The organism is Deltaproteobacteria bacterium (genome assembly GCA_017302835.1).
Lineage (GTDB): Bacteria > Bdellovibrionota > Bdellovibrionia > Bdellovibrionales > Bdellovibrionaceae > UBA2316.
Map to the genome: position 1 here is coordinate 168,916 of JAFLCC010000006.1, position 26,296 is coordinate 195,211.

27 protein-coding genes are annotated in these 26,296 nt (G+C 36.6%); 14 read left to right on the plus strand and 13 right to left on the minus strand.

Features of this window, described 5'->3' with window-relative positions:
* Positions 1-137: 137 nt before the first annotated feature.
* Positions 138-653, plus strand: a complete 516-nt coding sequence (locus J0M15_08770) for a hypothetical protein (GenBank protein MBN8537134.1) — start codon at positions 138-140, stop codon at positions 651-653.
* A gap of 67 nt (positions 654-720) precedes the next feature.
* Here J0M15_08770 and J0M15_08775 read toward each other — a convergent pair whose 3' ends face one another.
* Positions 721-1,134 (minus strand): hypothetical protein, encoded by a 414-nt coding sequence (locus tag J0M15_08775; GenBank protein MBN8537135.1) that lies wholly within the window; start codon positions 1,132-1,134, stop codon positions 721-723.
* Positions 1,135-1,299: 165 nt separating this feature from the next.
* On the opposite strand from J0M15_08775, the gene J0M15_08780 reads away from it, so the two are divergent.
* The gene (locus J0M15_08780) at positions 1,300-2,127 is read left to right on the plus strand and encodes a trypsin-like peptidase domain-containing protein (GenBank protein MBN8537136.1); all 828 of its coding nucleotides are present in this window, start codon (positions 1,300-1,302) and stop codon (positions 2,125-2,127) included.
* A 281-nt stretch (positions 2,128-2,408) separates the two neighbouring features.
* Here the strand turns inward: J0M15_08780 and J0M15_08785 are convergent, their stop codons facing one another.
* Positions 2,409-3,944 carry a hypothetical protein gene (locus J0M15_08785; GenBank protein ID MBN8537137.1) on the minus strand — a complete coding sequence of 512 codons (1,536 nt, stop codon included), beginning with the start codon at positions 3,942-3,944 and terminating at the stop codon, positions 2,409-2,411.
* Between the two features lie 237 nt (positions 3,945-4,181).
* Between J0M15_08785 and J0M15_08790 the strand changes: the two genes are divergently transcribed.
* A complete protein-coding gene (locus J0M15_08790; GenBank protein ID MBN8537138.1) occupies positions 4,182-5,774 on the plus strand; it encodes a hypothetical protein in 1,593 nt (530 codons plus the stop codon).
* A gap of 117 nt (positions 5,775-5,891) precedes the next feature.
* Here J0M15_08790 and J0M15_08795 read toward each other — a convergent pair whose 3' ends face one another.
* Positions 5,892-6,113 (minus strand): hypothetical protein, encoded by a 222-nt coding sequence (locus J0M15_08795; protein ID MBN8537139.1) that lies wholly within the window; start codon positions 6,111-6,113, stop codon positions 5,892-5,894.
* Between the two features lie 537 nt (positions 6,114-6,650).
* On the opposite strand from J0M15_08795, the gene J0M15_08800 reads away from it, so the two are divergent.
* From J0M15_08800 to psd, 3 genes are all read left to right on the plus strand, one after another.
* Complete coding sequence (locus tag J0M15_08800; protein ID MBN8537140.1) at positions 6,651-7,598, plus strand: hypothetical protein; 948 nt, start codon at positions 6,651-6,653, stop codon at positions 7,596-7,598.
* Positions 7,599-7,677: 79 nt separating this feature from the next.
* Entirely contained in the window at positions 7,678-9,258 is a 1,581-nt protein-coding gene (locus J0M15_08805) for a hypothetical protein (GenBank protein ID MBN8537141.1), read from the plus strand.
* A 68-nt stretch (positions 9,259-9,326) separates the two neighbouring features.
* Positions 9,327-10,145, plus strand: a complete 819-nt coding sequence (psd, locus tag J0M15_08810; GenBank protein MBN8537142.1) for a phosphatidylserine decarboxylase — start codon at positions 9,327-9,329, stop codon at positions 10,143-10,145.
* A 12-nt stretch (positions 10,146-10,157) separates the two neighbouring features.
* On the opposite strand, the gene J0M15_08815 is transcribed toward psd, so the two are convergent.
* Entirely contained in the window at positions 10,158-10,550 is a 393-nt protein-coding gene (locus J0M15_08815) for a 6-pyruvoyl tetrahydropterin synthase family protein (GenBank protein ID MBN8537143.1), read from the minus strand.
* Between the two features lie 21 nt (positions 10,551-10,571).
* Here J0M15_08815 and J0M15_08820 point away from each other — a divergent pair, with 21 nt between their 5' ends.
* The 3 genes from J0M15_08820 to J0M15_08830 all read left to right on the plus strand — a co-directional run bounded on the left by J0M15_08820 (position 10,572) and on the right by J0M15_08830 (position 13,243).
* Positions 10,572-11,078 carry a 6-carboxytetrahydropterin synthase gene (locus J0M15_08820; protein MBN8537144.1) on the plus strand — a complete coding sequence of 169 codons (507 nt, stop codon included), beginning with the start codon at positions 10,572-10,574 and terminating at the stop codon, positions 11,076-11,078.
* Positions 11,079-11,162: 84 nt separating this feature from the next.
* Entirely contained in the window at positions 11,163-11,405 is a 243-nt protein-coding gene (locus J0M15_08825) for a ferrous iron transport protein A (protein ID MBN8537145.1), read from the plus strand.
* Positions 11,402-13,243 (plus strand): ferrous iron transporter B, encoded by a 1,842-nt coding sequence (locus J0M15_08830; GenBank protein ID MBN8537146.1) that lies wholly within the window; start codon positions 11,402-11,404, stop codon positions 13,241-13,243. The genes J0M15_08825 and J0M15_08830 overlap by 4 nt, the downstream gene beginning before the upstream one ends.
* Here the strand turns inward: J0M15_08830 and J0M15_08835 are convergent.
* The 4 genes from J0M15_08835 to J0M15_08850 are packed head-to-tail and all read right to left on the minus strand — an operon-like array spanning position 13,222 to position 17,483.
* The gene (locus tag J0M15_08835; protein MBN8537147.1) at positions 13,222-15,069 is read right to left on the minus strand and encodes a polysaccharide deacetylase family protein; all 1,848 of its coding nucleotides are present in this window, start codon (positions 15,067-15,069) and stop codon (positions 13,222-13,224) included. The genes J0M15_08830 and J0M15_08835 overlap by 22 nt on opposite strands.
* A gap of 6 nt (positions 15,070-15,075) precedes the next feature.
* Positions 15,076-15,807 carry a sterol desaturase family protein gene (locus J0M15_08840; GenBank protein ID MBN8537148.1) on the minus strand — a complete coding sequence of 244 codons (732 nt, stop codon included), beginning with the start codon at positions 15,805-15,807 and terminating at the stop codon, positions 15,076-15,078.
* Positions 15,800-16,723, minus strand: coding sequence for a hypothetical protein (locus J0M15_08845; GenBank protein ID MBN8537149.1), 924 nt, complete (start codon positions 16,721-16,723; stop codon positions 15,800-15,802). Before J0M15_08845 ends, J0M15_08840 begins: the two co-directional genes overlap by 8 nt.
* A gap of 7 nt (positions 16,724-16,730) precedes the next feature.
* Positions 16,731-17,483, minus strand: coding sequence for a hypothetical protein (locus tag J0M15_08850; protein MBN8537150.1), 753 nt, complete (start codon positions 17,481-17,483; stop codon positions 16,731-16,733).
* 152 nt (positions 17,484-17,635) lie between these two features.
* Between J0M15_08850 and J0M15_08855 the strand changes: the two genes are divergently transcribed.
* From J0M15_08855 to J0M15_08875, 5 genes are all read left to right on the plus strand, one after another.
* On the plus strand, positions 17,636-19,051 hold the full coding sequence (locus tag J0M15_08855; GenBank protein MBN8537151.1) for a hypothetical protein: 1,416 nt from the start codon (positions 17,636-17,638) through the stop codon (positions 19,049-19,051).
* A 25-nt stretch (positions 19,052-19,076) separates the two neighbouring features.
* A complete protein-coding gene (locus tag J0M15_08860; protein ID MBN8537152.1) occupies positions 19,077-20,009 on the plus strand; it encodes a hypothetical protein in 933 nt (310 codons plus the stop codon).
* Positions 20,010-20,141: 132 nt separating this feature from the next.
* Positions 20,142-20,648, plus strand: a complete 507-nt coding sequence (locus J0M15_08865; protein ID MBN8537153.1) for a response regulator — start codon at positions 20,142-20,144, stop codon at positions 20,646-20,648.
* Positions 20,649-20,654: 6 nt separating this feature from the next.
* Positions 20,655-21,545 (plus strand): HDOD domain-containing protein, encoded by an 891-nt coding sequence (locus tag J0M15_08870; protein MBN8537154.1) that lies wholly within the window; start codon positions 20,655-20,657, stop codon positions 21,543-21,545.
* Positions 21,542-22,753 (plus strand): HAMP domain-containing histidine kinase, encoded by a 1,212-nt coding sequence (locus J0M15_08875; protein ID MBN8537155.1) that lies wholly within the window; start codon positions 21,542-21,544, stop codon positions 22,751-22,753. Before J0M15_08870 ends, J0M15_08875 begins: the two co-directional genes overlap by 4 nt.
* Before the next feature lie 55 nt (positions 22,754-22,808).
* Here J0M15_08875 and J0M15_08880 read toward each other — a convergent pair whose 3' ends face one another.
* The 5 genes from J0M15_08880 to J0M15_08900 form a co-directional block, all read right to left on the minus strand.
* Positions 22,809-23,582 (minus strand): SDR family oxidoreductase, encoded by a 774-nt coding sequence (locus J0M15_08880; protein ID MBN8537156.1) that lies wholly within the window; start codon positions 23,580-23,582, stop codon positions 22,809-22,811.
* Positions 23,583-23,649: 67 nt separating this feature from the next.
* Entirely contained in the window at positions 23,650-24,339 is a 690-nt protein-coding gene (locus J0M15_08885; GenBank protein ID MBN8537157.1) for a hypothetical protein, read from the minus strand.
* Positions 24,336-24,866 (minus strand): DUF3833 domain-containing protein, encoded by a 531-nt coding sequence (locus J0M15_08890; GenBank protein ID MBN8537158.1) that lies wholly within the window; start codon positions 24,864-24,866, stop codon positions 24,336-24,338. Before J0M15_08890 ends, J0M15_08885 begins: the two co-directional genes overlap by 4 nt.
* A gap of 64 nt (positions 24,867-24,930) precedes the next feature.
* Entirely contained in the window at positions 24,931-25,623 is a 693-nt protein-coding gene (locus J0M15_08895) for a cupin domain-containing protein (GenBank protein ID MBN8537159.1), read from the minus strand.
* On the minus strand, positions 25,620-26,180 hold the full coding sequence (locus J0M15_08900; protein ID MBN8537160.1) for a sigma-70 family RNA polymerase sigma factor: 561 nt from the start codon (positions 26,178-26,180) through the stop codon (positions 25,620-25,622). Before J0M15_08900 ends, J0M15_08895 begins: the two co-directional genes overlap by 4 nt.
* Positions 26,181-26,296: the final 116 nt, after the last annotated feature.

Genomic DNA, 26,296 nt, shown 5'->3' on the forward strand with positions numbered 1-26,296 from the left:
CCGCAGAAACGTGTAGTGGATTCTTTTGTATGGGGTATAGGAAGTTCATGTATTGCAAAAACACTTAGTGGCACCTGGTTTGCCATTAAATATCACAATCGGTAATGTTGAATTTCAAATTAAATGGGGAGATTCTTGTGAAAAAAATGACAACTATTTTAGGTCTTGTGTTAATTTCGTTTACAATTTGTACATCAGCTTCCTTTGCAGGCGAAGTTTTGAAGACTTGTACATTTAATAAAAAAATGCCTGGAGATAGTCGTGTTATTCCAACTACGATTCAAATTATAAAAAACGGAAATAAGTTCATTGCTAAAACGATTCAATTGGTAAATGGCACTATGAACGAATTACCCGAGGAATCAGCAACTATTTCAGAATTTTTTGTTGGTCCGGGATTAACGTCAACGACACCTAACATGAACCAAGCAGAGATTCTTATCCAGGGAACAGAAGAGTACTTGAATTCGCCAGATTTTGGCAATTTTTTTAATGTTGGATTAGATCTTAAATCCATCAGGCGCGCCTGGTTATTCAAAATCGGTAAGTTTACGCATAAGGGTAGCACAGTTATAATTGAAGCCAAAGATAAGTATAAAAATGAGATGGGTTCATTTGTTAATACCGGATTTATGCCATTTGCCTGTGAATAATGGCACTTAAAATTATTTGTTGCCTTTTCAAATGTTAAAACTGTCGAATTTAAGAACTTAATTTCAGTTAAGGTGTCCAGGTGCCGCCATGGGTGGTGGAGCAATCGATCTGTGCAGTGCTGGCGTTGAAATAGGTATCATAGTATCTAATGATGCCATCCGTTCGTGTACAGCTGCCCACACTTGTATCGGACGAAGCTGTTGAACATGTATTTGAGTTTCCTGAAAGCCAATTTATCCCATTTATACCAGCGCTAGCGCTGTAGCGATTAAACTCTGCGGTACATGTTGTACTATCTGTATTAGAATCGGATCCGCTATTGAAATCGATACAAAGGTAGCCAGAATTTACTTTAGTTAAACGGCATCTGCCGCCTTGAATATTAGTTGCTTGATCAATATCACTTCGAGTCTTTTGACATGAGAGTAAAAATGAGATGGAAAGAAAAAATACAACGAATATTAATTCTATAGTTTTCATTTTTAAAGTCTTACGTACTGTGATTTTTTTGTCAACACTATCGTCAGGTCGATTTGGTTAAGAAAAAAATACAAAACAAGCAAAGACTCGCATTTAGGTCCTAAATGCCCTTGCCATCAAAGGAGACGAAAAGATATAACTTTTTTCTTAGAATAGGGTGTGGGTATGATGACATCATTTTTATTTTTTCTTAGAATTGGTCTTTTAATTGGAGTGTTAACAATTTTTCCCAATTCGATAGCTCAAACATTTTCGAATCAATTCAATTCAAGCTCCCAAAATAAATTAGTTATTAATAGAATTATTGTTGGTTCTGATAATTTTAGAACGGTTAAGGCCAATGGATCTAATATTCCCTATAAATTTCTTCCAGTTCTTGAAGCTGTTGGTTTGATGACTGTGGGTTGCACAGCTACACACTTAGGGCAAGGGCTTGTGATTTCAGCTGGTCATTGTTTTAATGCCGAAAAGGTAAAGTACAAACAAGGTTGTGAAGGGATTCAAGTACTTTGGGGGGTTCGTGAAGGGAAAAATCCAACTTCAACAAGTAATTGTCGTCAGGTTTTAGTTTTAGAAGATACCAAGATAAGAGACTACGCTTTATTTAAAGTTGATAACCCGCCGAGGGCCGAGCTACCTATTAAACTCGACGGTTCTGTTCCATTATCAACTAGAGTTACCATATTTTCACATCCTTTTACCTTACCCTTGGTTTGGTCAGGAATATGTGAGATTCGAAAAGTTTTCAGACCGGATATCCCATTGGGTTTGATACATCACCAATGTGATACCAATCCTGGTAGCAGTGGAGCCGCGATTATAGATGTAAATACGTTGGAAGTTGTTGGAATTCATAATGGGGGAATTTCAGATGGAGTTTCTGGTATGAATTATGGTACTTATATCACAGCAACCTATATTCCTACAATCTTATCCAGAGCGGGCTATCTTCCCCTATCAAGAAGAAATGCCACCTCACAGAATCAAAGATAAGGACTAGAAAAAAGCGATTTATAAAGAATCCCGTCGCTAGTGACTTGTTTCGCGCGAGAATGCGAATTTGATCTAATTTCAATAGCTGTTCTTTATGTATTTCCAAAAATGATTTTATACTTAAGTTTTTGGCATTCAAAGTAAACATGAGTATTTCCTTTAAAGTTTAAATTTTCTACTACTGCAACCCTTTTTGGATTCTTGGTCAATTAGAAAACATAGCAAAGTCCTTCCGCTCTTTTTAAAATCAAAAAATGCAATGAACTAAAAATCTTTGAAGGTTATTTAAATTTTTCGTAAATTTTATCGGCGACTCTAACACCATCACAAGCCGCGGAGGTAATTCCACCAGCATAACCGGCCCCTTCGCCAGTAGGAAATAAGTTTTGATGGGAAACACTTTCAAGACTGATTTCGTCTCGAGTAATTCTTAGGGGGCAGCTGGTTCTTGATTCGATGGCATAAAACTGAGCTTCAGGCGAAATAAATCCCTTCATTTTTGTCTGAAAATTTTCAATACCTCGAACAAGAAACTGGGAGATTTCATCGGGAAGAAGATCTCTTAAATTAATAGGGATATTTCCTGAAGGGGATGAGCCTTTGAGGTGATCTCCTACTTTATTTTTCAAAAAATCGGTGAGTTTTTGAGAAGGCAATTGTTTGGTGCCGCCTTGTTTTTGGACCATTTGAAAGGCCCTTTCCTCGAGTTGTTTGCGGAAATTCATTCCACCCCAAACATTTTTCCCAAACCATTTTCCATGATCTATGGAAACGACAATGGCACTGTTGGCCCAATAAGAATTGCGGTTAAAGTTACTCATTCCATTACAGACAAGACCTCCGGGCTCAGTACCGCTGGAAAGGACAAAGCCTCCGGGACACATGCAGAAACTATAGACACCAGTATTTGTTTTTTCATCATGATAAGTCAGTTTGTAATTGGCACTGCCCAGAGCGGTGTGACCGGAAAAATCACGAAACTGAATTTGGTTAATCAACTTTTGCGGGTGTTCAATCCGAACTCCCAGAGCGAAGGATTTTCCTTCCATAACTACATTTTTATTTTTAAGAGTAAGTAAAATGTCTTGTGCAGAATGTCCTGTGGCTAAGACAATATTGGATGAGTAATACTTTTGATTTTTTTCCGTGATCACACCTGTAATCGATTTATCATCTGAAATAAAGTCTACAACTTGATTTTCGAAATGAATTTCGCAGTGATGAGAAAGCAAGTAATTTCTTATTTTTGGAATGATTCGGCGTATTTTATCTGAACCAACATGGGGATTGGAAAGAAATTCTATTTCTTTAGGGGCGCCGAATTGAACCAAGCGATTCATGACATAGGGAATATGATCGGATTTAATTCGTGTGATCAACTTTCCATCACTGTAGAGCCCTGCGCCTCCTTCCCCAAAACAAACATTATTTCGTGGATCTAAATTTCCATATCGCCAGAAACGATTAATTCCGAGAATTCTTTTTTCCGCAGGAGAGCCCCTTTCAAAGATTATTGAAGGAATGCCGTGTTCTAGTAAACGTATGGCTGCGAACAAACCAGCAGGCCCAGTGCCAACAATAATGGGCTTGTCCTTAGGTGGAGTTTTTAAAGTTTCAATTTCAAAACTAAGCGAAGAGAGTTTTTCATTCGGCCCTGCAATTTCCAAAGTATAAACAAAATGGGGATGATGTCGTTGCCGGGCATCTACGCTTTGTTTCAGAATGCGATAGTCACTGTAGTCAGGAACCAGGTACTGAAGTTTTTCTTTAAGATCTTCATTGATTCCTACATTGATATTTTTGAAAACTTTAGACATATAACCCGGTGATGGTATCACAGTTTCCTAAATTAGGTTACTTAATTTTTGATGAGAAAGGTTTATTGTTTCTTCGGCGAACGACTCCAATACCTTTGATTAAAAAGGTACTCAACGGTTGTGTAAGGTGAAAAAGTTATGAGGCCGTTCGAAGTGACGAAAATTGCCAAAATGTCCAAATCTCTACAGGTGAAATTACCAATATAGTGTTCTATCTTGATTGGCATGGAGATATTTATGAGAAAGTATAGAAGTGGAAATTTACTGCTTATTTATTTGATTCTTGTTGTTATTTATAGTTCAAACTTATCTGCTGGTTCTGCGATAAAATCCAATTCTAGTTGTATTGCTATCTATCAAATTAAATCAAATTTTAAAGCGATTTCGCTAATTGATCAAGTAATCAATAATCTGAATATTCATAAAAATAATTTTCCTTTATTAGTAGTAACGGATTCGTTAAAATCTTATTTAGAACCAGTTCTAAAAAAATATGCCCTCATCACTGACAAAATCGAAGAAAAGTCGAGACTTAATAATCTTCAACTAGCAGTGACCACCACTGAAAAAACATTGCAGACCTTTTACGATTTATTGAAACATATCAATAATGAACTCGAGAAGTCCAAAAGAAATGAAGAAAAAATTAAATCTTTGTCTGTACAAATGAAATCTTGTTTAAGAAATATTTCTACTTGTCAGTTAAATATTCGTGATGCTTTACAAGAGTCCAATAGTGATATGAATGATGCAAAGGAATATTTAGAAGAACTCAAGGGAAAAGTTTCTGAGCTAAAAGAGTTTAAACTGCATCTAGAAAACTCGAGAGAGTTAAGTGACTCTATAAATGAAAACATGAGACTAAGTCTCTTAGATCTAATAGCGACGCAAATTCAAATGGTAGAAATAACCCTTCCTCAGATTGTAAATGCTCACTTGACAGCTCAGTCATCACTGATGACCATTGCTGAATTGCAAATGCCCAGTTTATTAAAAACAAAAGTTCAAGCTGCCGAAGCTGAGGCCAGAGGTGCTTATGGCATAGGAGCTCTTCAAATTTACAAAAATCAAGATGATTCTTTTTCTCTTAAAGATCGACCAAAAGAAGATCGACTTACTAAACATCAAGGACTGGTTATAAAAACACACGAACTTCCAACAAGTGAATTATCTCAAAAATTTAGGCATATGATTGACCAAAGTGAGCTTTCCCAGCTTGGCACAAAGCTACTTAAGTCCCTTGAAACCAAGAGCTTTAAAGATGTTTTTTGGGAAACGCTAGATCTGCGAAAAAAATCTCTAAAAACAGGTCCAACATTTCAAGTAGACTCCCTGACCCCAAAGGATATAGAACAGATAATTTTATCTGTTCTATATAATCACCCTGAATCTTTTTTTTCTAGGCTCAGAACAATAAGTTATGGGGAATCTCGATATAATACTTGGGTAGACTTTCCGACGGACTTGTACGATATGAAATTTATTCCCCAAATCTACGGTCTTTTTCTGAAAGGAATTACAACTGAAAAATTTCAGGCATATGAATCCTGGCTTAAAGATATAATTCAAACTTATCGCAATGAAAAAGAGCTCGAATTAAAACGTTATGGTCTAAGTCGATTTTTTCCTTTAGCAGAAAAAAGAAATGAGATTTTACTTTTAAAAAAGCAAATATCAACTGCTAAAAAGATATTAAGATTTTTAAAATATCCTATTGCTTTAGAACAACTATTCCACGACGCTAAAAATCACAATGAACCTTTTTGGCTTTATTTTAAATACTCCTACTGGTCCAATGAAAAAGCATTTATTCTCGATATTGAAATATAGACCGCTCTGGCTAGTACCGTGGGAATATAAGTAGCCGCGATATAGGTATCCTAATTCATTTCAAGGTGTGATTGGCTTGGAATACTTTCTCTTATGCTTAGATCTAACTCTTGTTTTTTAGGTTAACTTGATTTGGGGCACATGACTAACGTGAATATAATTTTTTTGTTCTACATAGCACTGATCATTCTTTTGATTAGGACCGCCTCTCTGGATCTTGATGGTATTTTTTCCGCGAATTTCTTCGCTTCCAAAATTATCTATTAAAACGTTGTTCAAAAACTCATTTCCATTATCAACACTTGCCGTGAGAACTTTAAAGGGAATTTTCAACTCCACACAAATATCCCACTCATCGAGTACCCACAGTGGGCTACCGTGTCCATGAACTCATTTTTAGAATTTCTTTTGATACGAGTTCACTAAAATCTACTGCTTTGTAATGAGGAATCCATTCCGGTAGAGCCGCCTTCATTTTCTTTGACCCCATCTGACCCATGGCCTGCCATAGGCGGCTTAAATGATAAAAAGCCTCCTTACTGTAGATCTTTTTACGCCCACGCTAACCATACCTTATAAACCTGAGTTTATTCATCAATCTAATGGCTAATGGCATGCTTTCGATGTAATTCCAGATTTATGCAGATCTCGGACAAAATTTGACTTCTCATTTTGCGCGTTGAATTTTGGTAACGTTTTTTATGAGGCCGTTCGAAAGTGACGATAATTGCCATAATGTCCAAATCTCTACAGGTGAAAAGCTTAAAGTTTTACTTTATATTACGATCTAATTTAAACCGTCGAGGAGGAGTTGTGCGAAATTAATCCCAATCCTTTTGCTTTACAACGGTATCAATAACTAACAAAGGATATTTTATGTTTAAATTTGGGTTTTTACTAATCGGATTAAGTTTTTTTTCATTTGAATTATTCGGAGTTCAATGTATTAACTTTTATGGAAATGGTTATAGCCTTAAACAATTTAAACAAGATTTAATGACTCTAGAATTAAAATCTGGAAGTACTTATTTTTCTGGTGAAGAAAAAAATGAAGCAATAAAAACAGTTTTGACTAATAATTTGGATAAAATGACTTCGGAAGATTTTACTGAGATTGCATTGCGTATTATTTGGAGAGAAACAAATTATCTTGTTTATGTAAGTTATTCTGCTGGTGCGCCATTGTATATTTCTAGAGGTGATGTACTTGATGCATTTAGCATGATTCAAAAGTTTTCAAAAAATTTCAATTTAACAGAGAAGCAGGCTTATAAGATTCGAAGTGCAATGATAAGGCGACCGGGAAGCTTTGTTGAACAGATTTTGACTGGAATAAATGCTGGATGGTCTAAAACAGATGATCCGAAAAAAGTTTTAATGTTTGATCAGCTGAGTTTTGGAAAAAATGATATAGTTCATCCCTCAGATAAAGGATACACATTGGGTATGTTTGTTTCCAAAATTAATTTTATGGTATCTAAGTTTCTTAAAGATGATAAAAGAATAATTGAGTTCACTAGACATGATATAAATATAGTTATGGGTGAGATGTTATCTAGGTATGCCGTGCATTTGTCTCCTGGAGAATTTACTAGAGTTAGTATATGGTTAATTAATACCCACCTGGATTATAAAGAGTATTATTGGGATTTTTCAAGTGGTCCAGATCGCCGTTCTCTTGGAGAAGCGTATAAAGAAATTATTAAAGCCAGTCATAAAGTTGATTTAAATAAAGAACAAAAAGATTTGATAAAATCCGAAATGCAAAAAGGACTTAGACTTTATAAAGATGAAACTTTATTAGATTTCGGAATCCAAATATGATTAAATCTTTAGAATTAAGTTTTTAACTTCCTTGGTAACGTTTTTTATGAGGCCGTTCGGGTAGTCAAAGAGGTGAAGTATGTATTTACAAAAGTTTCAAAAGATTAATTTAAGAACTTATATAAAATATATTCTTTTTGCTTCAATGATGACAGTGAACGCATCCCATTCTTTGGCCAGTTCTTGTTTGTCCTCCTATGGCGCTAATAATTACGAAAGTAATTATGCCAATAAAACAGAAGAACCCATTTCTCTTTTGAATCAGGTCATTCAGAATTTGTCTTCAAATTCAAATGGATTTCCAATTCTGATTGTCTCTGAAACCATAGAATCATTTCTGAAAACTATTTTCGAAAAGTATAATGAAATGACGGATAAAATTTCAGAAAAAAAAGAGTTGAATGGGATAAGTTTTTCGGTGAGTAAGGCTGAATTAACAATAAATACATTTTATAATTTACATCGTAATTTGGAAACAGAACTCGCTAAAACAAGAAGAAATGAAGAAAAAATAAAAGATCTTTCAGATCAAATGAAAAAATGTTTAGCAAATATCAGTATTTGTCAGTCAAACATCAAAGATTCAATGATCGAAACGAAAAAAGATATTCTTGAAACAAATGAATTTATACAGAATTTGCAGCTTAAAGCGAATGAGTTAAAAGACTTAAAAAATTGGCTGCCTGAGAGTATTCGTTTAGACGAGTTGGTTATGACTCCATTGTTGGAATTAATTGATACTTATATTCAAAATATTGAGAATATTTTTCCTCATATTTTGGAAAGCCATCTGAAAGCGCAATCGACCTTAATGGCTATGGCTGAATCTCAAATTCCCTCACTATTAAAAACAAAATCCATGGCTGCAGGCCTTGAAGCTGAGTGGCTCGTCGAGCTTGGAGCTCTTAGATTGAAACGTGACTCTACAAATGACAACGAAACATCAGGAAAAAAATCAACACTAATTGAAATGAAAAGTGAGCTAGCCCAACGGTTTGAACGTCAGATTAAGGAAAGCGAGCTCTCACCTTTTGGAAGACAAATTATTTCAGACTTAAACAATAAAAGGTTAGTCGATGTTTTTATCGATGCTGTAAACAGAAGACAATCGGATCAGAATACTTTTGATCGGAGTGAAAGTGTGTATTTGACAGCAAAGGATTTGGAACAAATAACATTCCGAATGCTTTACCAGAAGGGACCAGGCCGCCTTTTTGAAAGAGAAAATTTTCTATTGTTTAAGAGGACTAATGGACACTGGGTGAGTGATTTAGTTCCCTACGTGGATATTGGCACGAAAAGGTTTTCATTGGATTTCTATTTGCTATTTCTTCTTTCGAGAAATTTAAATAAGTTTAACTTTGATTCAATGAACGCTTGGTTTAAAGAAATTATGGAAAAATATTTATATGACAGAGAATCAGAAATTAAAAAATATGGAATAAAAACGTTTTTTTCTGGCTTAGCAATAGGCGCTGAAGCAAAAAATATCAATCAAATAAAGACTGCAATTAGAGATTCCAAAATAATTCTTGAAATATTATCAAAACCTATACATAGTACTGTACTAAATGAGTTAAAAGGAGAAGCATTAATTTTAACTGGATGGGATACTAGAAAATTGACACCTACTGAGTTTTTCATACACTCCCCAAGATAATAGGTATTTTAAAAAGGACTCACTGTTTATCTTGCCTTAATTAAGTTGAAATTATACAGTGGTCCGCTATGTGGATTATAAAGTTTTTACCAAGAAAAAAAATAAGTAAATGGATTGGGAGATTGGCATTCAAAAAATTTCCGAAGTCCATTCAAAATAAGATAAATCTCACCTACGCTCAGTTTTTTGGCATTAATTTGAATGAAACTGAATTCCCCTACTACGACTATAATTCGTTAGGTGATTTTTTTATTCGAAGGCTTAAAGTAGGGGCAAGGCCTATAGGAAACAGTCCTTTAATTCATCCTTGTGATTCTCGAATTACTGAAAAAGGGAAAATTACAAAGGCCCAATTGATCCAAGCCAAGGGGATCCAATATAGTTTGGAAAATTTTACTCAAATTGAGGATTGTCGAGAGAAATATGATCAAGGGTATTTCCTAACCTATTATTTGTCACCTAAAGATTATCATCGTGTTCATTCCCCTGTCGATGGGATGATCACGCAAATTAAGTATTGTACAGGGGATCTTTGGCCCGTTAATGACTGGTCAATTCAAAATATTCCCCAGGTGTATGAACAAAATGAGCGCATTTATGTAGAGCTAGCCACGGAGTATGGTCCTGTGGGAGTCATTTTTGTGGGGGCAACAAATGTGGGTTCTATTGCCTTAAAATTTGAAAGAAAATTATATACCAATTGGAAGATCCCTTCAAAATCTATTGTTTACTCTCCACCACTTGAAATAAAAAAAGGTGAGGAATTGGGAATGTTTAGAATGGGAAGCACGGTGGTGGTTCTGTATGGGCCAGAGTGGTTAGATAAATTCAAATTGGGAATAGACACAAACTCCCAGGTTCGAGTCGGCCAGAACTTGTATGAATAATCTTTAAAGTTTTCATCTAGACACAGGATAACAGCATTCCGTTGTCGTCGTTTCTTTGATGCTGACTTGAAAAAGTATGGGAATTTGTTTTTTTGTTTTCTTATAGAGCCAAATACAAAGAAGTTCTGTGGTAGGGTTTTCCAATCCTTTGATATTATTTAAAAATTGGTGATCAATTTGATTAAGTATTGGTTGTGCCTTTGTGGCTAATACATGATAATCCTCAAGCCATCCAACACTTGAGTTGAGCCTTCCTCGGTAAGTGAAGGTGATTTTGAAGCTGTGTCCATGAATTTGCGAGCAGGGGTGACGTTGAGGGAGTTGAGGTAGTTTTCGTGCCGCCTCGATATAAAATTCCTGTTTTAACTCGATGTATTCCCCTGATTTTCTTGCTTTCTTGGTCATCTTTGCCTATTCCTATTTTCTATGAAGACTACAACACTTCTTTTGCAAAAACAAAATTTTAAATTTTCGGCAGCTCATTTTTTAATCTTCGATCAACACCGAGCCGAACGACTTCATGGTCATAACTATCAGGTAAAAGTGGATATCACGGTGCCTCCAGGATCTGAGGTTATGAATCAGGGATATTTCATCGATTTTAATGAGTTTAAAAAAATAATAAAAACCCGATTGGATGAATGGGATGAAATGGTTTTATTGCCAAAAGATCAACCAGAAATGAATTTTAAAGAAAACGGCCCTTCTCTAGAGGTTAGATTTCGAGATCGATTTTATGTCTTCCCAAAGAATGAGGTCTTATTATTACCCATAACGAATACCTCGGTGGAGCAATTTTCAAGACTGTTAGCTGCGGATTTTCTTAGGTTGTTCAAAAAATTTGGAGTGTTAAAGGTCCGTTTATCAGTTGAAGAGACTCGCGGCCAGGGAGCAACAACAGTTGTTGGTGATGATCAACACGCTCTCAGTTAATTTTCATTAATACGGATTAAACAAGTTATTCTAGGATTTTTAATATAAGTGCTTATAAAATTCTACAAAAAGAGGACGAGACCCTTGAATCAAGAAAAGAAATTAAAACTCGATCAATTAAAGCCAAATATTTTTTATACTATTAAAAAAATTAGCCTTAATGAAGATGTTAATATTCATCAACGACTTTTGGATTTTGGTTTTTACGAAGGTATGCAAATTAAGATCATGAGACGATTACCGTTTGGTGGACCATGGATTATCCAAGCCGACAGTCTTTATATGGCTTTGCGGGACGAGGAATTTAAGATTTTGGAGTTAGAATGAAAAGCTATGTTTTAGTTGGTTCACCCAACTCGGGTAAGACAACTTTTTATAATTGGATCACGGGTTCTCATTTTAAAACTGTTAACTATCCTGGTTCGACGGTGGAGTATTCGGTTGGTTCTATAGCTTCAAATTTAGGTAAAGATATTTCTTTTATCGATACTCCTGGAACCTATAGTTTGAATCCTAAAAGCCCCGATGAAGAGGTCACCTCTTCGGTTCTCTATGACCTAAACAAGGATGATAAAAATAAAAATGTTATTTTGGTAATGGACGGGCTACATATTGACCGGAGCTTGATAATGGCTCTTCAATTGAAGAAGGCTGGATTTCCGTTCTCTGTTATTGTCACCATGGATGATCTTCTAAAAAAATATAATAAAGATCTTGATTTTGTCAAATTAGCGGAACTATTAGGAGTCGATGTCTTTCCATTTAACGGTCAAACTGGAGAGGGTTTAAAAGAGATAGTTTCTGGATTGAAAACTAAAAATGAGTTTGAAATTAAAAAATTAAATTGGACTTATTTGGATTATCAAAAAGCTAAAATGGAATTAAATCTTATTTTAAATCAGGTTAAATTGAATCAGGATCAGAGTAATTTTCTGAGTTTGACACAAAAAATGGACAAATATGCTCTTGGAAAATTTGGTTTTATTATATTTTTCTTTTTAATGACTTTACTCTTTGCCTCTCTTTTTTGGTTTTCGACTCCTTTTTCAGATGCCATTAAGTGGATGTTTGCGACTCTCTCTGAGAGTTTAGATAAGGGGATGCCAGAGTCTCTTTTTCGCGATTTTCTTTCAAAAGGAATTTTGTCTAGCTTTTCGGCCATTCTCGTTTTTGTGCCGCAAATATTTTTGCTTTTTTTAGGCTTAGGTATTTTGGAATCATCAGGTTATCTTCCAAGGGCAGCTGCTATCATTGATCACCCTTTGCGAAAATTGGGTTTGGGAGGAAGATCTTTTGTGCCTCTTTTATCTGGATTTGCTTGTGCCGTTCCAGCCCTGATGGCAGCAAGAAATATTTCATCAAGAAAAGAGAGGATGATTTCTTTATTTATCATTCCCTTGATGAGTTGTTCAGCCAGAATTCCCGTTTATGCTTTATTAATTTCTTTTTTTATCGTCGACAATCCATTTATCGCCGGAATGGTTATGGCCGCATTGTACTTAATGTCATTGACTGTAGGATCCATTGCGGCATTAGTTTTAAGTCGCTTTATTCCAGCAGGGAAAGATCAATTCTTTTTGATGGAACTCCCACTTTACCGGGCACCTAAGTGGAGGATTTTAATTAACCAGGCCCTGCAAAAAACTAGGTCCTATGTGGTTAAGGCAGGGCCAATTATTTTTATTTTCGCTGTTATCCTTTGGGCCTCTACAGAGTTTCCAAGGGTTGATTCCAAAGCACCCCATTTGAGTGAAAGTTATGCAGCACAATTGGGGCAAGTTATGGAGCCGATTTTTAGACCCATGGGGGTGGATTGGCGAGTGGGGGTTGGATTGATTTCAGCTTTTGCAGCAAGGGAAGTTTTTGTTTCTTCCTTAGCTGTTACCTTTAAGGTGACGGAAGACAGTGAAAAACAAGCTCAGGAATTAAGTGAAGTGATGAAAAATGCAAGCTTTCCCAACGGAGAAAAGATTTTTACCTTTGGGAGTGTTTTTGGTTTAATTGTGTTTTTTATGATTGCTCTGCAATGCATGTCAACCGTGGCTGTTCAGATTAAAGAATCAGGATCATTTAAATTTGCGATGATTCAATTAGTATCCTTAAACTTAATAGGATACATTTTAGCCGTCATGATTAATCAAACCTATTCTTTTCTTTTAAAGTAATAATAACGACGGTACCATGATTTGGTTTTTCTTTTTAAACTAGAAACAGTGTCTGTTGGAAAGATAGACACTCTGAAAAGGCTGTAAGGATCTTCTTCATGATGAAATCCACCGGTCGTTGTATTCACGGCATATTGATATCCTGCCTTTAGACAGAATTCAGAAGCCATCGGATGTCGTACACCATAGGTATAGGCATAGGAATAAATGGTTTTTTGAAATTCTTTTTCAAGTTGGATTTTGGAATCACAGATTTCATGGTAAGCTTCTTTATCTGTCATTTCTGATAACTTTTTATGATCAAATCCATGACTTCCCACTTCCATAAACTCAGAAATAATTTGCCGTTGTTCGCGGGACATCAAAGGTAAGCTTGGGGCTCCTGAGTTTTTATCCCAATAATTTGTTGTATGCGGATGCGCTAATAAATAAATGACGGATTTAAAGTTATATTTTTTTAACAAAGGAAGGGCCAGTGTGAGATTGTTTTCATACCCATCATCAAAGGTTAAAATAATTGGTTTTTTAGGAAACTCAGACCAAGGAAGAATCCCTGTCTTGTACCTATAAAGGTCAGCGAATGTGAGAGAGGTAAACTGACTTTCCTTTAAAAACAATAAATGCTTTTCAAACTGAGCCGCCGTTATAAAAATTTTATGTGGAGAAGAAATCTCTTTTTCAACAACTTGATGGTACATTAATATAGGAATAGGGTGAGAATATCTTTTCTTAAACGAAGCGGAATGATAGGTGGCTATGATTTGATCCAGGACCTGGGTCTCTTCATAGGATTCACAGAGCTGAGTGAGAATTTGAGGTTCGTCATTTTCTATCTCTAATTCAAGGTCTTGGTAAAATTGGTTCCAGTTAATTTCAACAGAATTCGTTTCAAGAATATCGCCGAAATTTGAAGATTTATTTTTTTCAAGGGATGAAGCGGTCACTAAACCTTCGTAAGACTGCTCGCCTAAGGACAAAACTTTCTTTCCTGCAAGTAAAGATTCAATGGCAATCCGGCCAGCGCCAACTACCAAATAACTTTTTTGAATTAAGCCCTGCAAGTTATCTAGAGGTCCATGGAATTGAAACCGGTTCGGATAATTTGTTTTTAATGAATTTATAAAATCTTGAGTTTTTAAATTCAACGAAGTTTCTAGGCCGCCGGCGAAATGAATTTCAATAAGCGGGTATTTTTTAAGAAGCATTTCGCAAAAATTCTGAAGGATAAACTCCCAATTTTGACCTTTAGGACCCGTCGTTCTTCCCAAAAATGAAATGACCCGTGGAGCTGTTGAATTATTTGTTGGTTTAACTGTTGAATTGGGTGAATTGGGTGAATTGGGAACCAATTCTTTGAATCGATAGAAATTTCTAATAACCTGGATTTGAGTTTCTCTTAGGTTAAAATCAAGAATCATTTGCTTTTTAATATTTTCACAAACAGCTATTATTTTTTCACCGTAGTGATTGAATAATTTTTTAGAAAGGGAATAGTGCTGCCGACCATGAAGGGTGGTCACCAAGGCACAGTCGAGTCCCCTGGTAGCCCAGTACCCCATTTTTGCTGAGGCTCGAGAATGGGCATGGATGATTTCAATTTTATTTTTACGGATAAATTGTCGAAGTTTGAAAATACTTTGAAGTCGTTTAATAAAGGTTGTTCGATGTATGGCTAAGGGAAAAAAAGGAATCGATGTTTTTGAATGAAGTTGATCGCTTATAATAAATATCTGGTGGCCTTTTTTCTCAAGGGCTTCGGCAAGACTGACGGCGTGGGCCTCGGCACCTGTTAATTCAATTTGAGAAAGGAGCTGGACAACTTTCATTGAGGTTCATTCATTTCTTCTAATTGTAGTTCCAAAAATTCGATCCCATATATTAAAATAGAGAGAATAGTTTCCATGAAAAAATTGGTGATGTCTATTATGAAAAGTGAATGTCGCAATCCAATTAAGTCCTTTAAATTTAGCCAAGCTCAAATATTTATACTCAAAACCAGAATGACCTAGAAAATTAATTATTGAAGTTAGAAAGATATAATACATCAAGACAAATAAGGGAATAGGTAGAAAAAAAAGAACTAAAGGGTAAAAACAGAGTTCAATAAAGAGCTCTAACCAGTGATGACTAAAAGAAGTCCACGGGGTTGGATTTGTAGACTGATGATGCACTGAATGAAGTTTCTTGTAAAGGATACCTTGATGAAATAACCAATGGGTCAAGAAAAAATAAAAATCTTGAAGCAAAAACAATAAGAATATGAATCCAAGTGAGCCCAACAAGGACCCCCATGTGAAACTGAAATTCAAATTTAATTTCGAGTAGGAATAAAAAAACTGCAGATAGAGAACTAAGACGATCGCCAAATCTACAATGATTGACGAGTAGCTTCGCTTTATATCTTGATCTATAGTTCTGGCCAGAGGTTCTTTTGGTTGAATTTTAGCTTCCCTCCATTTTGCTTTATGAGTGACATAAAGATATTGATAGAGCCAATAGGGGCCCCACCAGTGGCGAAAAAGGATAAGACAAAGAATAGTTAAAATTAAAATAAATTCATTCATTTTTGGCATTTCCTAAAAGTTCCCAGGCATCCAATAATTGTAAATCTTGATAGGCCTTATTATTAAATAACCAACTCGTTAAAGTGTTACTTGGTCCCACATTTATAAACGAGCGTATCCCTTTTTGGTGGTAGAGATGCTCTAAAGTTTCACACCATAAAACAGGTTCAACAGCTCCAGCAAGAGCTTCATTGACAATATCTTCAGCCGTTATTAAGTCCCTTAGCCAGACACTCGAAAAAGTGGAAACTTTCGGATTTTCAACAGGCCATAGCGAAGAAGTCGCTCTGAGTAATTCAAAAACGGGCTTCAGCGTCGAGCTATGGACTGGAAACGGAAGCATCTCTTTGATCTTTAAATTTTGATTTTTGGATTCAGCCTGAATGGATTTTAAAGTTTCAAGGTCCGTACCTATGGTGCCATGTTCAGTGGACCATTGGCTGATGGGAGCGGCAAAACTAGAGAGCCAATTTTTTTGCTCTGCTGTTAATGGGGAGCCGTCTTGAGTTCGAACCGTACACGTCATCCCTTCGGGGAGCATTTTTCTTAAACTTGAAAAATTCCACATGATATGAATCGCTTTTTCTAAGTCAATAGAGTTGCATAAAACAGACCTGGCGATATCGCCATGGCTGCATCCTTGAATCAAATTCCAAGAAAAATTTCGGTTAGCTAACTCTTGAGCCACAGCCACTTGGAGGGTGGTAAGGGCAATGAGAGTGCGATCTAAATCAACTAAATGGGGTCGGTGGGTGGTAATTAAAAAAGTCTCTAAATCTTCATTCTGTCCGGTTAACTCGGAAAGAACTTGGGAAGAGCGTTGAAACGATTTTTTGATATAATCATAAGGTAGCCAGCGCTTCATTTTGGAAGTTACAAAGAGGGCATCTAATCCTGGAAAAAGAAGTGCCTGCATCGGATAATTATCCCAAAATTTCTTTATAGGCTTCGTTAAGCTTAGAACTCCATTCAGAGGCAAGTCGCTTTTCCATGAGAATAATCTCATCTTGAGATGAGTCCGCGAAGTCCAAACCTTCAGGTAACTTTCCCGTGACCAAGGTCAAATGGTTGCGTTCGTCATGAATAATGGACTTAGCTAAATCTTGAACTTCTTGTAGAGGGGAAAATTTAGCAAAACAGGGGTAGATTTTCATGATACGACGTTCAATCAAAAATGCAAGAAGGGCATAGGAAGAAATTGCAAACTGACTGTCACAGGTTCTTTGGTGAAAGGTTAATCGAAAAACCCGCTTGGCCAAACTTTGAAGGTAGATCTCTGTTTCTTTGACAAAAACACGGTTTAATTTGGCTTCTTTTAGAATATCGTTATCTTCAAGAGTCCAGCGCAAATTGCGAGCACAATCTTGAATCAGTTTTGTGTGGCGAACTTCATCATAGGCGTGTTCATGGGTTTCATGGCTCCAATTTTGGTAGGTCAGAGCCATCATCCAGCTTACCCCTATTAATTCAAAAAGAGAAACTCCATCGAGTAGGGAGATACAAGAAATCTTGTTAGAAAATATATCTATCTTTAAATCACCTTCAGCAAGGTGCTCAGCAAGGCTAGAATTTTTCGCAGAAAAATTTCCTGACAAGTTGGTTTGGTTATTATTATCTATGTCCATAGAATCACTATCCATTTGTTTTTCTATTTGTCCTTCTAAATTTACCATCATTAATCCCCACAAAGAGTACGGGTTAATATAGTTCAATCCAACTAATTTTCTACTGTAGAATCTTAAACATATAATTATTTCAACCAGATCATGGTCTAGAATGATTATTTTTTACTCAACTTTATGGATGATGCTAAATAAAATCATTTGGAATGAGATGTTTCGTAAAAATTATCATGGTGAGCTTGATCGTATATTCTTTTAAATCAGAGGGGGCTGAGGGGAAGCCATCGCTCTTGATAAATGATCTTGAACGAATCACCTGTGAGGAGTCCTACGATGTTGGAATGGACTATCTGATTGCTGCCCTTGGTACGGAGTCGCATCTGCATCAAATGGAATTTGATGATTTTAAGCTGGGTTTAAAATTTAAAGATTTAGAGGCTCAGAATCTATTTTACACCCTGTATTCGGATTTTTATAAAGCTTTGTTAAAGCTAAGTCTTGAGGAAGATAATGAAAATATTCTTGAACTGGCAACGCAAATTAAAGTGGAGGATGCGAGTTCTGAGTTCAGAAAAAGAATGATCAGCGAAATTCAAGAAAAAATCAAAATTATTAGTTCCAAGTTAAAATCAAAAGGCATGGAATGCCCTCCTGCAGCGACATCTAAAGTTACTGAAAAAAACACAGCCATAAAAATCCAGGGTTTGAAAAAACAAAACCCCGTAAAGTCCTTTATTAAAAGAATCATGGAAAAAGTGCTGGCCGTGACTTATCAAAGTTGTGACGTATTAAAGTTAAAGCCATTGACGGCTAATGTTCCTAATGTGGAAGGTATCCAGGAGAAATGTTGTCATGGTAAGGGGATGATGCGAACGATTTCAAATTTAAGTTCACTACTAAAAACAAATTACTATCTGCAATCTCCGTTGACGGGTCCTCAGTGTTTTTCAATAAAGGAAAATCCCCTAATCTATGATTATGGAGGAAGACCTAATTTTACCCGTGGCCTGGAAGGTAAATTGGATTTCTTTTCCAACTTGGGTGGCACCAATGTCTTAGGTTATGATTGCTCGGCATTGGTCTATTCCGTTCTATTAGGAGGGGGGCTGAGGTTAAAATCAAATAAGCCCTTTGTCGCGAGTGATGTCGTAGCGGCACAGTCGAAGCAATTTATAAGTCCCGAAGTCAGTGGCTGGGATTGTTTAAAGAGGATCACTTTGAAGCCAAATCAAAGCATTGAAGTGGGAGATATTGTTTCCCTTAATGGACATGTGGTGATGATCTATTCAACGGGTGAAGACCCCTTTGGAATAAGAAATTTAAAAAGTTGCAATGATGTCAAGGTACAGTCATTTGATTTCAACGTATTTCAATCCTCTCCCTCAAAGGAGGGTATTGGAATTAATGTCTACGAAGCTAAAGATTACCTTGAAGAAAGTGAGCAAATGTCTGAAATATTTTTAGATTATGCTCGGAGTGCCTGCTTGAGCCAAAAACAAAATAAGAATATTTTTTTGAAACGAAAGGCCTATTCCATTATTCGTCACACCCAGACTCCTGAGTGTCAAACCGAGCCTGTCAGTTTTGAAAATGAGTCTTGCGTTGTTGGGACTTGCATTTGATAGGGATTCTTCCTAGGATGATTTTATGTCTATGATAAAATTCAGAATGAATATTTTCCTGTGGTTTGTTAGCTGTCTTTTTTCCTTGCAAGGTTTGGGGCAGGGGCCTGATATAAAATTGCAAGAATGGCAAAAGTATCCTCTTAATTTCTTTCAAGTGAGCGGCGAAAGGTTTTTTGTAGATACGGCAGGTTTCTTTGCAGCGGGTACAATTAAAAGTTCTTCGCAGCAAGAGTCTGACAAGGTTGAAAACTCTGGTGTTGAATTTAGTAGTGAGTATGGCTTCACAGATCAATTTGCTGGCAAAATACAGATGGCCTACCAAAGTGGAAGCCAAAAAAACTCAACTTCAACAACGAAAATCGAAGGTCTTAAAGATGTGACCGGCTTAGTAAAGTGGAAACTCACTTCCCCTGTTGTTATTTTGATTGAAACTGGAATAGAGACCAGTCCTGAAGCGTTGAAAATAAATGCTCTTTCAAGAACCGTCACGGCTTCTTCTGGCGGAACGAAAGTGGTTATCAAAGGAGGGGCCCAGATTCCCCATGAAAAATTTGTATTTGGAGGAGGGGCTTCCTATAAACATTTCTTGCAAAGAGAAATGGAGATCACATCGGTACTCGGTTCCGAGACAGCAAAAATTGATGGAGGAAATCAAATTACGGCTTCTGGATTTTTTGAGTTTGGAACAGGATTGAGAACAGGTTTGGAGCTCAAATGGCTTTTTCAAAATAGATCTTCCTATGCATCGAGTGCATTGCAAACCACTTCAGATTTTGAACTTGAGTACCAGCAAGTAACAACAGGAGCCTATCTAAAAATTCCCGCTGGTGAAAAAATACAGATGTACATCCGTGGAGATTACAACCTCAACCCCTCCAACAAGCGAGGGAGTTTGAGCTACGATAAAGATGAACTCTTTGAAGCCAAAGTTGGTCTGCAAGCTGTATTTTTCTAGAATTCAAAAAGATGGACCAAAAAGCCCATGTCTTTTTCACAACTAGGTCTTTGGTTAGTTTCAATTTGATCTCTTGTTCTAGACTTAAGAGTTTGAAGATTCCTCTCGATATTGTTTCCATGGAGGACATCAATGTCTGATTCTAATAAAAACACTTCTGCAAAGTCTATCGATACCAAGGATAAAATAGAAATAAAAACAGCAGAAACTAAAGCAGTGGAAACTGAACCAATAGTCGAAAAGGATACAGTTTTGGTAGCCGAAGACTCGGCCACCAATCGAAAAATACTCGTTCATGTTCTAAAAAAACTAGGGTATGAAGTTATAGAATGTGAGGACGGGAGAGTGGCAATCAATATTCTGAAAAGCCAAACCGTTAAGAATTTAGTACTTGTTATTTCTGATGTCATGATGCCTAATCAAGACGGTCTTGAAGTCCTAAAATTTATTCGGGAATCTGCTTCATTGAAGGACTTGCCAGTTATTTTAGCTACAGCAGTTACGGATCGTGAATTTATTATGCGAGCTAAGGCATTGCGTGTAAACAGTTATATCGTTAAGCCTTTGACCTTTCAGAGGGTTGCAGAGAAACTGCAAGAACTTTTTCCAGATAAAAAATTTCCGAAACTGGTGGCGTAAATCCTTATGGGAGCGCTCAAACTGGATCAAAATTTAATTTTAAAAAAGCTAGACAATCTTCCGACCCTGCCATCGATTGTCTATGAATTGAGTCGAATTATTAACGACCCAATGTCGTCAACGAATGAAGTTGTAAAAATTTTGGAAAACGATTTGGCCCTAACCTCACAAGTATTGAAAATGGCAAATTCAGCTTATTATGCAATTCCAGGAGGTGCCGCCACATTGGGACGTGCCATAGGTTTTTTAGGATTTGATACGGTCAACCAGTTAGTGTTAAGCAGCTCGATAATTTCAGCACTGAAAGCTAAGGGCACTAACGATTTTAATATCAATCATTTTTGGCAACACTCTATTGGTGTGGGTATTGCGGCTGAAACCATTGCGAAATACACTAAACATCCACTTCCATCTGATCTATTCACCTGCGGCCTTGTTCATGACATTGGAAAACTTGCCATTTACCTAACTGACCCAGATGCATTTTTGAGTTTAATCTCTTTTGCTAAAGAGAACAAAATGTCCATTGATGAGGCAGAAGGAAAATTAGATTTTCCTCAGCATACAGAAATAGGACGATTACTCGCAGAAAAGTGGCTTTTGCCAAGGCAGATTCAAGCCGCTATAAGCTATCATCATCAATCGGACTTTAAAAAAAGGGGCGGAATATCTAATGACTTGGGCCGAATCGTTGATACCGTCATTTTGTCAAATTTGATTATTCATGCACAGAAATTTGGAAATAGCGGTCATGAAATGGTGATGCCTCCAACGAAAGAGCTAACTATTAGACTCATGATAGATTCCAAAGTCGATTTCAAACCATTGGCTAATGAAATTGAAGTTCAATTAGAGCGAGCCACAGAGTTTATTAGGATTATTGGTGGAGCTTCATGAGTATAAAAAAGATCCAACAAGCTGTTATAAATGATTTTTTTGAAATCGTAAATGAAGAATCGATGTCCGCCACCTTGGCTTTTGATTTAAATTCAAACAGTTGTCTTTATGCCAATCGATTGGCTGCGGAAATTTTAGAATTTCCGATAAATGTAGATCCGGTAAAGGTCACAATGGACTGTCTCATTCCCAAATCTGAGTTTGGAAAGAATTTTAGAGCGTTTAGTAAAGAGCTTCTTGAGCATGAGGGGTTTTTTTCTGAAGTGACTGTTAAGAAATGGAATGATCAAGTTTTTATTGCCAGTGTCATGACAAAACAAATAAATGTAGCCAATGAAAAATTTCTTTTAATTCAATTTCAAGACTTGAGTGTTCAAAATAAATTACAACGAGAAATTTTAACAAAAAGAAATGAACTAAAATTAGCTTATGAAGAAATGTTGCTACAAAATAAACAATTGCGTGAATTGGACTTAGCAAAAGATCGATTTATAGCCCTTACAACCCATGAACTACGAACTCCTGTTTCAGCCATTGTTTCCTCAGCAGAAATATTAAAACATCGTTTCTATGAAACCCAAGAACAATTAGATGAGTTTGTGTCGATTGTTTACGACCAGGGAAAGCAACTTTTAGAATTGATAAATGATATTTTAGATTTATCTAGGATCAATGCAGGTAAAATGGATTACTACATTGAAGAAGGAAATTTGTTTGCTTTGGTAGAAGAGCAAATGAATAGCCTTAATAACCTCGCGCAGGAACGTGGAATTAGGATGAGCATAGAAACCCCATCTTTTAATTCGAGCTGTTACTTCGATGCGGTCCGTTTGTGCCAAGTCATTTCCAATGTTTTAACCAATGCAATTAAGTACAATAATGAAAATGGAACTATTAATATTTGGCTAGAAGAAAATACCAAATTCATAAATCTATACATTCGTGACTCTGGTGTTGGAATTGCCTCTGAAGATATTGAAAAAGTCTTTAATGAGTTTGAAACCATTGGAAAAGTTAGCCAGCATAGCAAAGGGACAGGTTTAGGTATGCCCATTAGCAAAAAAATTATTGAATCTATGGGTGGTGAAATTCATTTGAAGAGCACATTTGGCGAAGGTAGCACATTTTGGATCATGGTTCCCAAAGAAAAAAAATTGGATCCGTCATGGTACCGCGGTCGTCCGTCTGATGGGGAAATTGGCTCCTAATTACCATAATTTGAATTGGAGTAATAGGACTCGGTTCATAACATTTTACTAAAAATTACCGTTTAAACTTCTTCTTTATCACCGAACGAAAAATGGGACTCAAATACCTTGCTATCCATAGTCCAACAGATGTGGCCCCATCGGGGAGCAGATATTTGTCATCAGACTCTATGGCTGCCTTAATTTTTAAAGCGTATTCTTCAGTTGAGATCGAGTTTTTTGGGACCTCAAAATTTTTTGCATATTTTGTTTCAATCTCATCAAACATTCTGGTTTTAACTCCAGGAGTGATTAAGCATAATGTTGAGACGCCTGTTTCAGATAACTCTGCTTCTATAGAATCTGTAAAAGCCACCACAGCAGCTTTTGATGCGGAGTAAGTTGAGGCGCAGGGAAAGTGCATAAAAGCTGAAACGCTAGCGTTATTTACAATTTTACCACGACCGCGTTTAATCATTCCTGGAATAACGGCTCGACTTAAATGAACGAGTGCATTCACATTGACTTGAAACATTGAGTAGATCTCATCTAAGGGTTGCTCTTCGATAAGGCCACCTGTCAAAAGACCTGCATTGTTAAAAAGAATATCGATCTGAAGTTCTCTTAGATAAATACAAAGGTTTTCGACACTTTCTTTTGTGCCAAGATCACAAATCATCAAATGAACGGAGGCAGCACCAAGAGATTTTAACTTTACCTCAAGGTTTCCATCAAATGATCTGGCGGCAAGGTAAACATGGGCTCCACTTTGAGCCGCCATTTCAGCTACGGCAAGCCCAATTCCTCTATTTCCACCGGTTACTAGAAAATTTGTGCCTTTAATATTCATGTGAGCCTTCTTGTCAGATTTAGTATGATCCGATCAAAACTGAAATAAAAAATAATGTCACGGTTTCTCATGGTTTGTTTTGCCATCTGTAGCTTATCACAACGTCTTGAGGTTTGCCTAAATCATCTAAGATATTGGACCTGCCAGCAAAAGACTTTAGCTGCTTGGTTTTTGAATCATAGACTACCTTTAGCTCACCAGCAAAAAGTCGGAAGAACCAATTGCTGGCCCTGATTCCATATTCAGACTCTTCTGGAGAATTGGCGGGATTTCGATATCCCGTTAGCGAATAAAAAGCTTTACTATCAAGCACTCCAAAATTAAACTCAACTGACTTCGTTTCAAGAAGTGCAAAATTCAAGCGGATGAAGTTATCAAATCCTTGGCTGGCAACCATTGTATCCTTGAAAGGAATACTTTTTTTTGAAACTGATTTAAATTCTTTTATTTCTTCGAATTCGACAAACCCATTAGATAAACGAATTGTGTACTTTGTTTTGAATCGTTTGTCTTCGAATGTTGTATCAGGAACGGTTTTGCTTTTTGAAAAATCAGAGGTCATTGTTGCAAACTCAATTCCGTCTGGTTTTGTATATTCAACGCGAATGAATTTATTTAAACCAGAGTCATCTTTTTCGACTTCATGTTTTTCATGAAACAAGATTTCGCCCATTTTATTTCTTGCTATTCCTTGAAGAATCTCTGCTTGGATAACTATGGGGACAAAAAGAATGAAAAACAAATTTATAATTTTCATAATTTCCTCTTAAAAAACACCAACGTTACTTCTCCTAAGTAAAACCCGAACTTACTCATTTTGGATTTGTTTATCATGATTCCGTCGTCTAACAGGTACATCCAGTCATCAAATTGGACATGATAACTTTTGTCTCCTACAGGCAAATCTAAAGTGTATTTCCATCGAAACGCGTTTCCTGCTGATTCACCTTCAGCAGTTCCTACAACATCAGATGCTGTTCCTGAATATTTACCATCTTTTTCTTTTTTTAGGTTCCAAACGCGCTTTGATTTTTTACCGTCGGAATATTCGAAGTCTTCGTCCAAAGTTCCTGAGTTGCCATTCCATGTCCCCTTCATTAGAACCTTAAATCGTTTGACGATCATGCCAGATCTGTCTTGAAAAAAACCATGAGCTTCGAGATTGCCGCTCAAGTAGTCTTCAAGCAACAGTATGGGCTTTTGATTTTTGTAGTCTTGCACTTGAGCTGTTGTACAGCCTGAAATTATTGCTAATAGGCTTGCCATAATAAAAAAACTCCTCATTTGATTTACCTCAATCATTAATTGAAACTGCCATTGGTAAGCGAAATCAATCTTTTAAGTGCCATTACAAATGGTCAAATTTCCAGTTTAAAAATCTCCAAAAAATCCGGTTTAATGGTTTTAGCATTCCCCGGAAAAAATAAAGCGGTTCTTCAACGTTACTCAATAAGAGACATCCATCAGGACTAGTCGCTTTAGGCGAGTGGACAACGGTATGATCAGAAAATGAAAAATCTCCAGTTTCGAACTCAGATCCCGCAGCGGCAAAACTTCCAGAAATGACATAGCTATATTCAGCCCCGGAATGTGAATGAGGAGGCACCTCCTCATTTGGTCCTAGATAGATCAGAAGTAAGGAGTTACTTTCATTTCCTTTCAGTCTTGCAATTTTTCCTCGCTGACCAAAAGACATCCACTTCAAACTAGTTAGACTTAAATGGCGCAGACTACGAGGCATTTCAAACCTTTGGTCGCCAACTACAATTTCGGTAGGTTTGCTGAAGTCAAAAAAATTTGCTTGTTCATTCTTACTGGAATCTAGCTGACTTGAAATATTCAGCCAAATCTCGTCGAGCGAGTCTGGCGAAGCTGGAGAACTTGAATACATGTCAGAGGCCAAAGCTTTTTCAAACGAAGCCACTGAATTTAAACACATCGAGCATTGCTCAATGTGTGCAGATATGACCGAGGATAGAGACTCATTGAGTTCTGCAGCCGCAAATTTTCTTAATACTTCATTTGAAGGATGGTGCTTCATTTGTCCTCCAATCGGTTCCTTAATTGAGCAAAAGCTAGTCGAACTCTCGATTTTACAGTCCCGAGAGGCAAACTGCGAAGCTCGGCGTACTCAGATTGCGAATATCCTTGGAGATATATGGAATCAACCGCATCCCGTTGTTCTTGAGGTAGTAAGCTTACGCGGATTCGAATATCCTTATCGATAATTAAGTGTTCGTCTTTAAAGTTATCAGAGATATCATCACTCATTTCATAAATATCTTTGGATGAAAGATTTAAGACATCTCTTTTTTTTGATCGAAAATGATCAAATTTTAGATTTCTGACAATGGTATACATCCATACTTTAAACGTGCCTTTGCTTGAATCAAAGAGTTCAGATTTATTCCAAACGGAAATAAACACCTCTTGAGCTAAATCGGAGGCTTTTTGTTCTTCAACCCGAGAGCGCTTTAAATAAGCAACGACATTTCCAAAAAAAGCCTTGAACAACTGTTGAAATGATTCTCGACAGCGATGTTCTTTGACCCGATTCATTAAGGCATCGAAATCTAGAATTTGAGATGGCTGGTTCATCCTTTTTCTCCGTGAAAGATTAGGAAAAAAAGTAGCATAACCGTTACCCGGTCTCAATTGAACTGTCCAAATTAAGCTAAAAGACGACTCCATGTCCTATAATACGTATGGTTGCT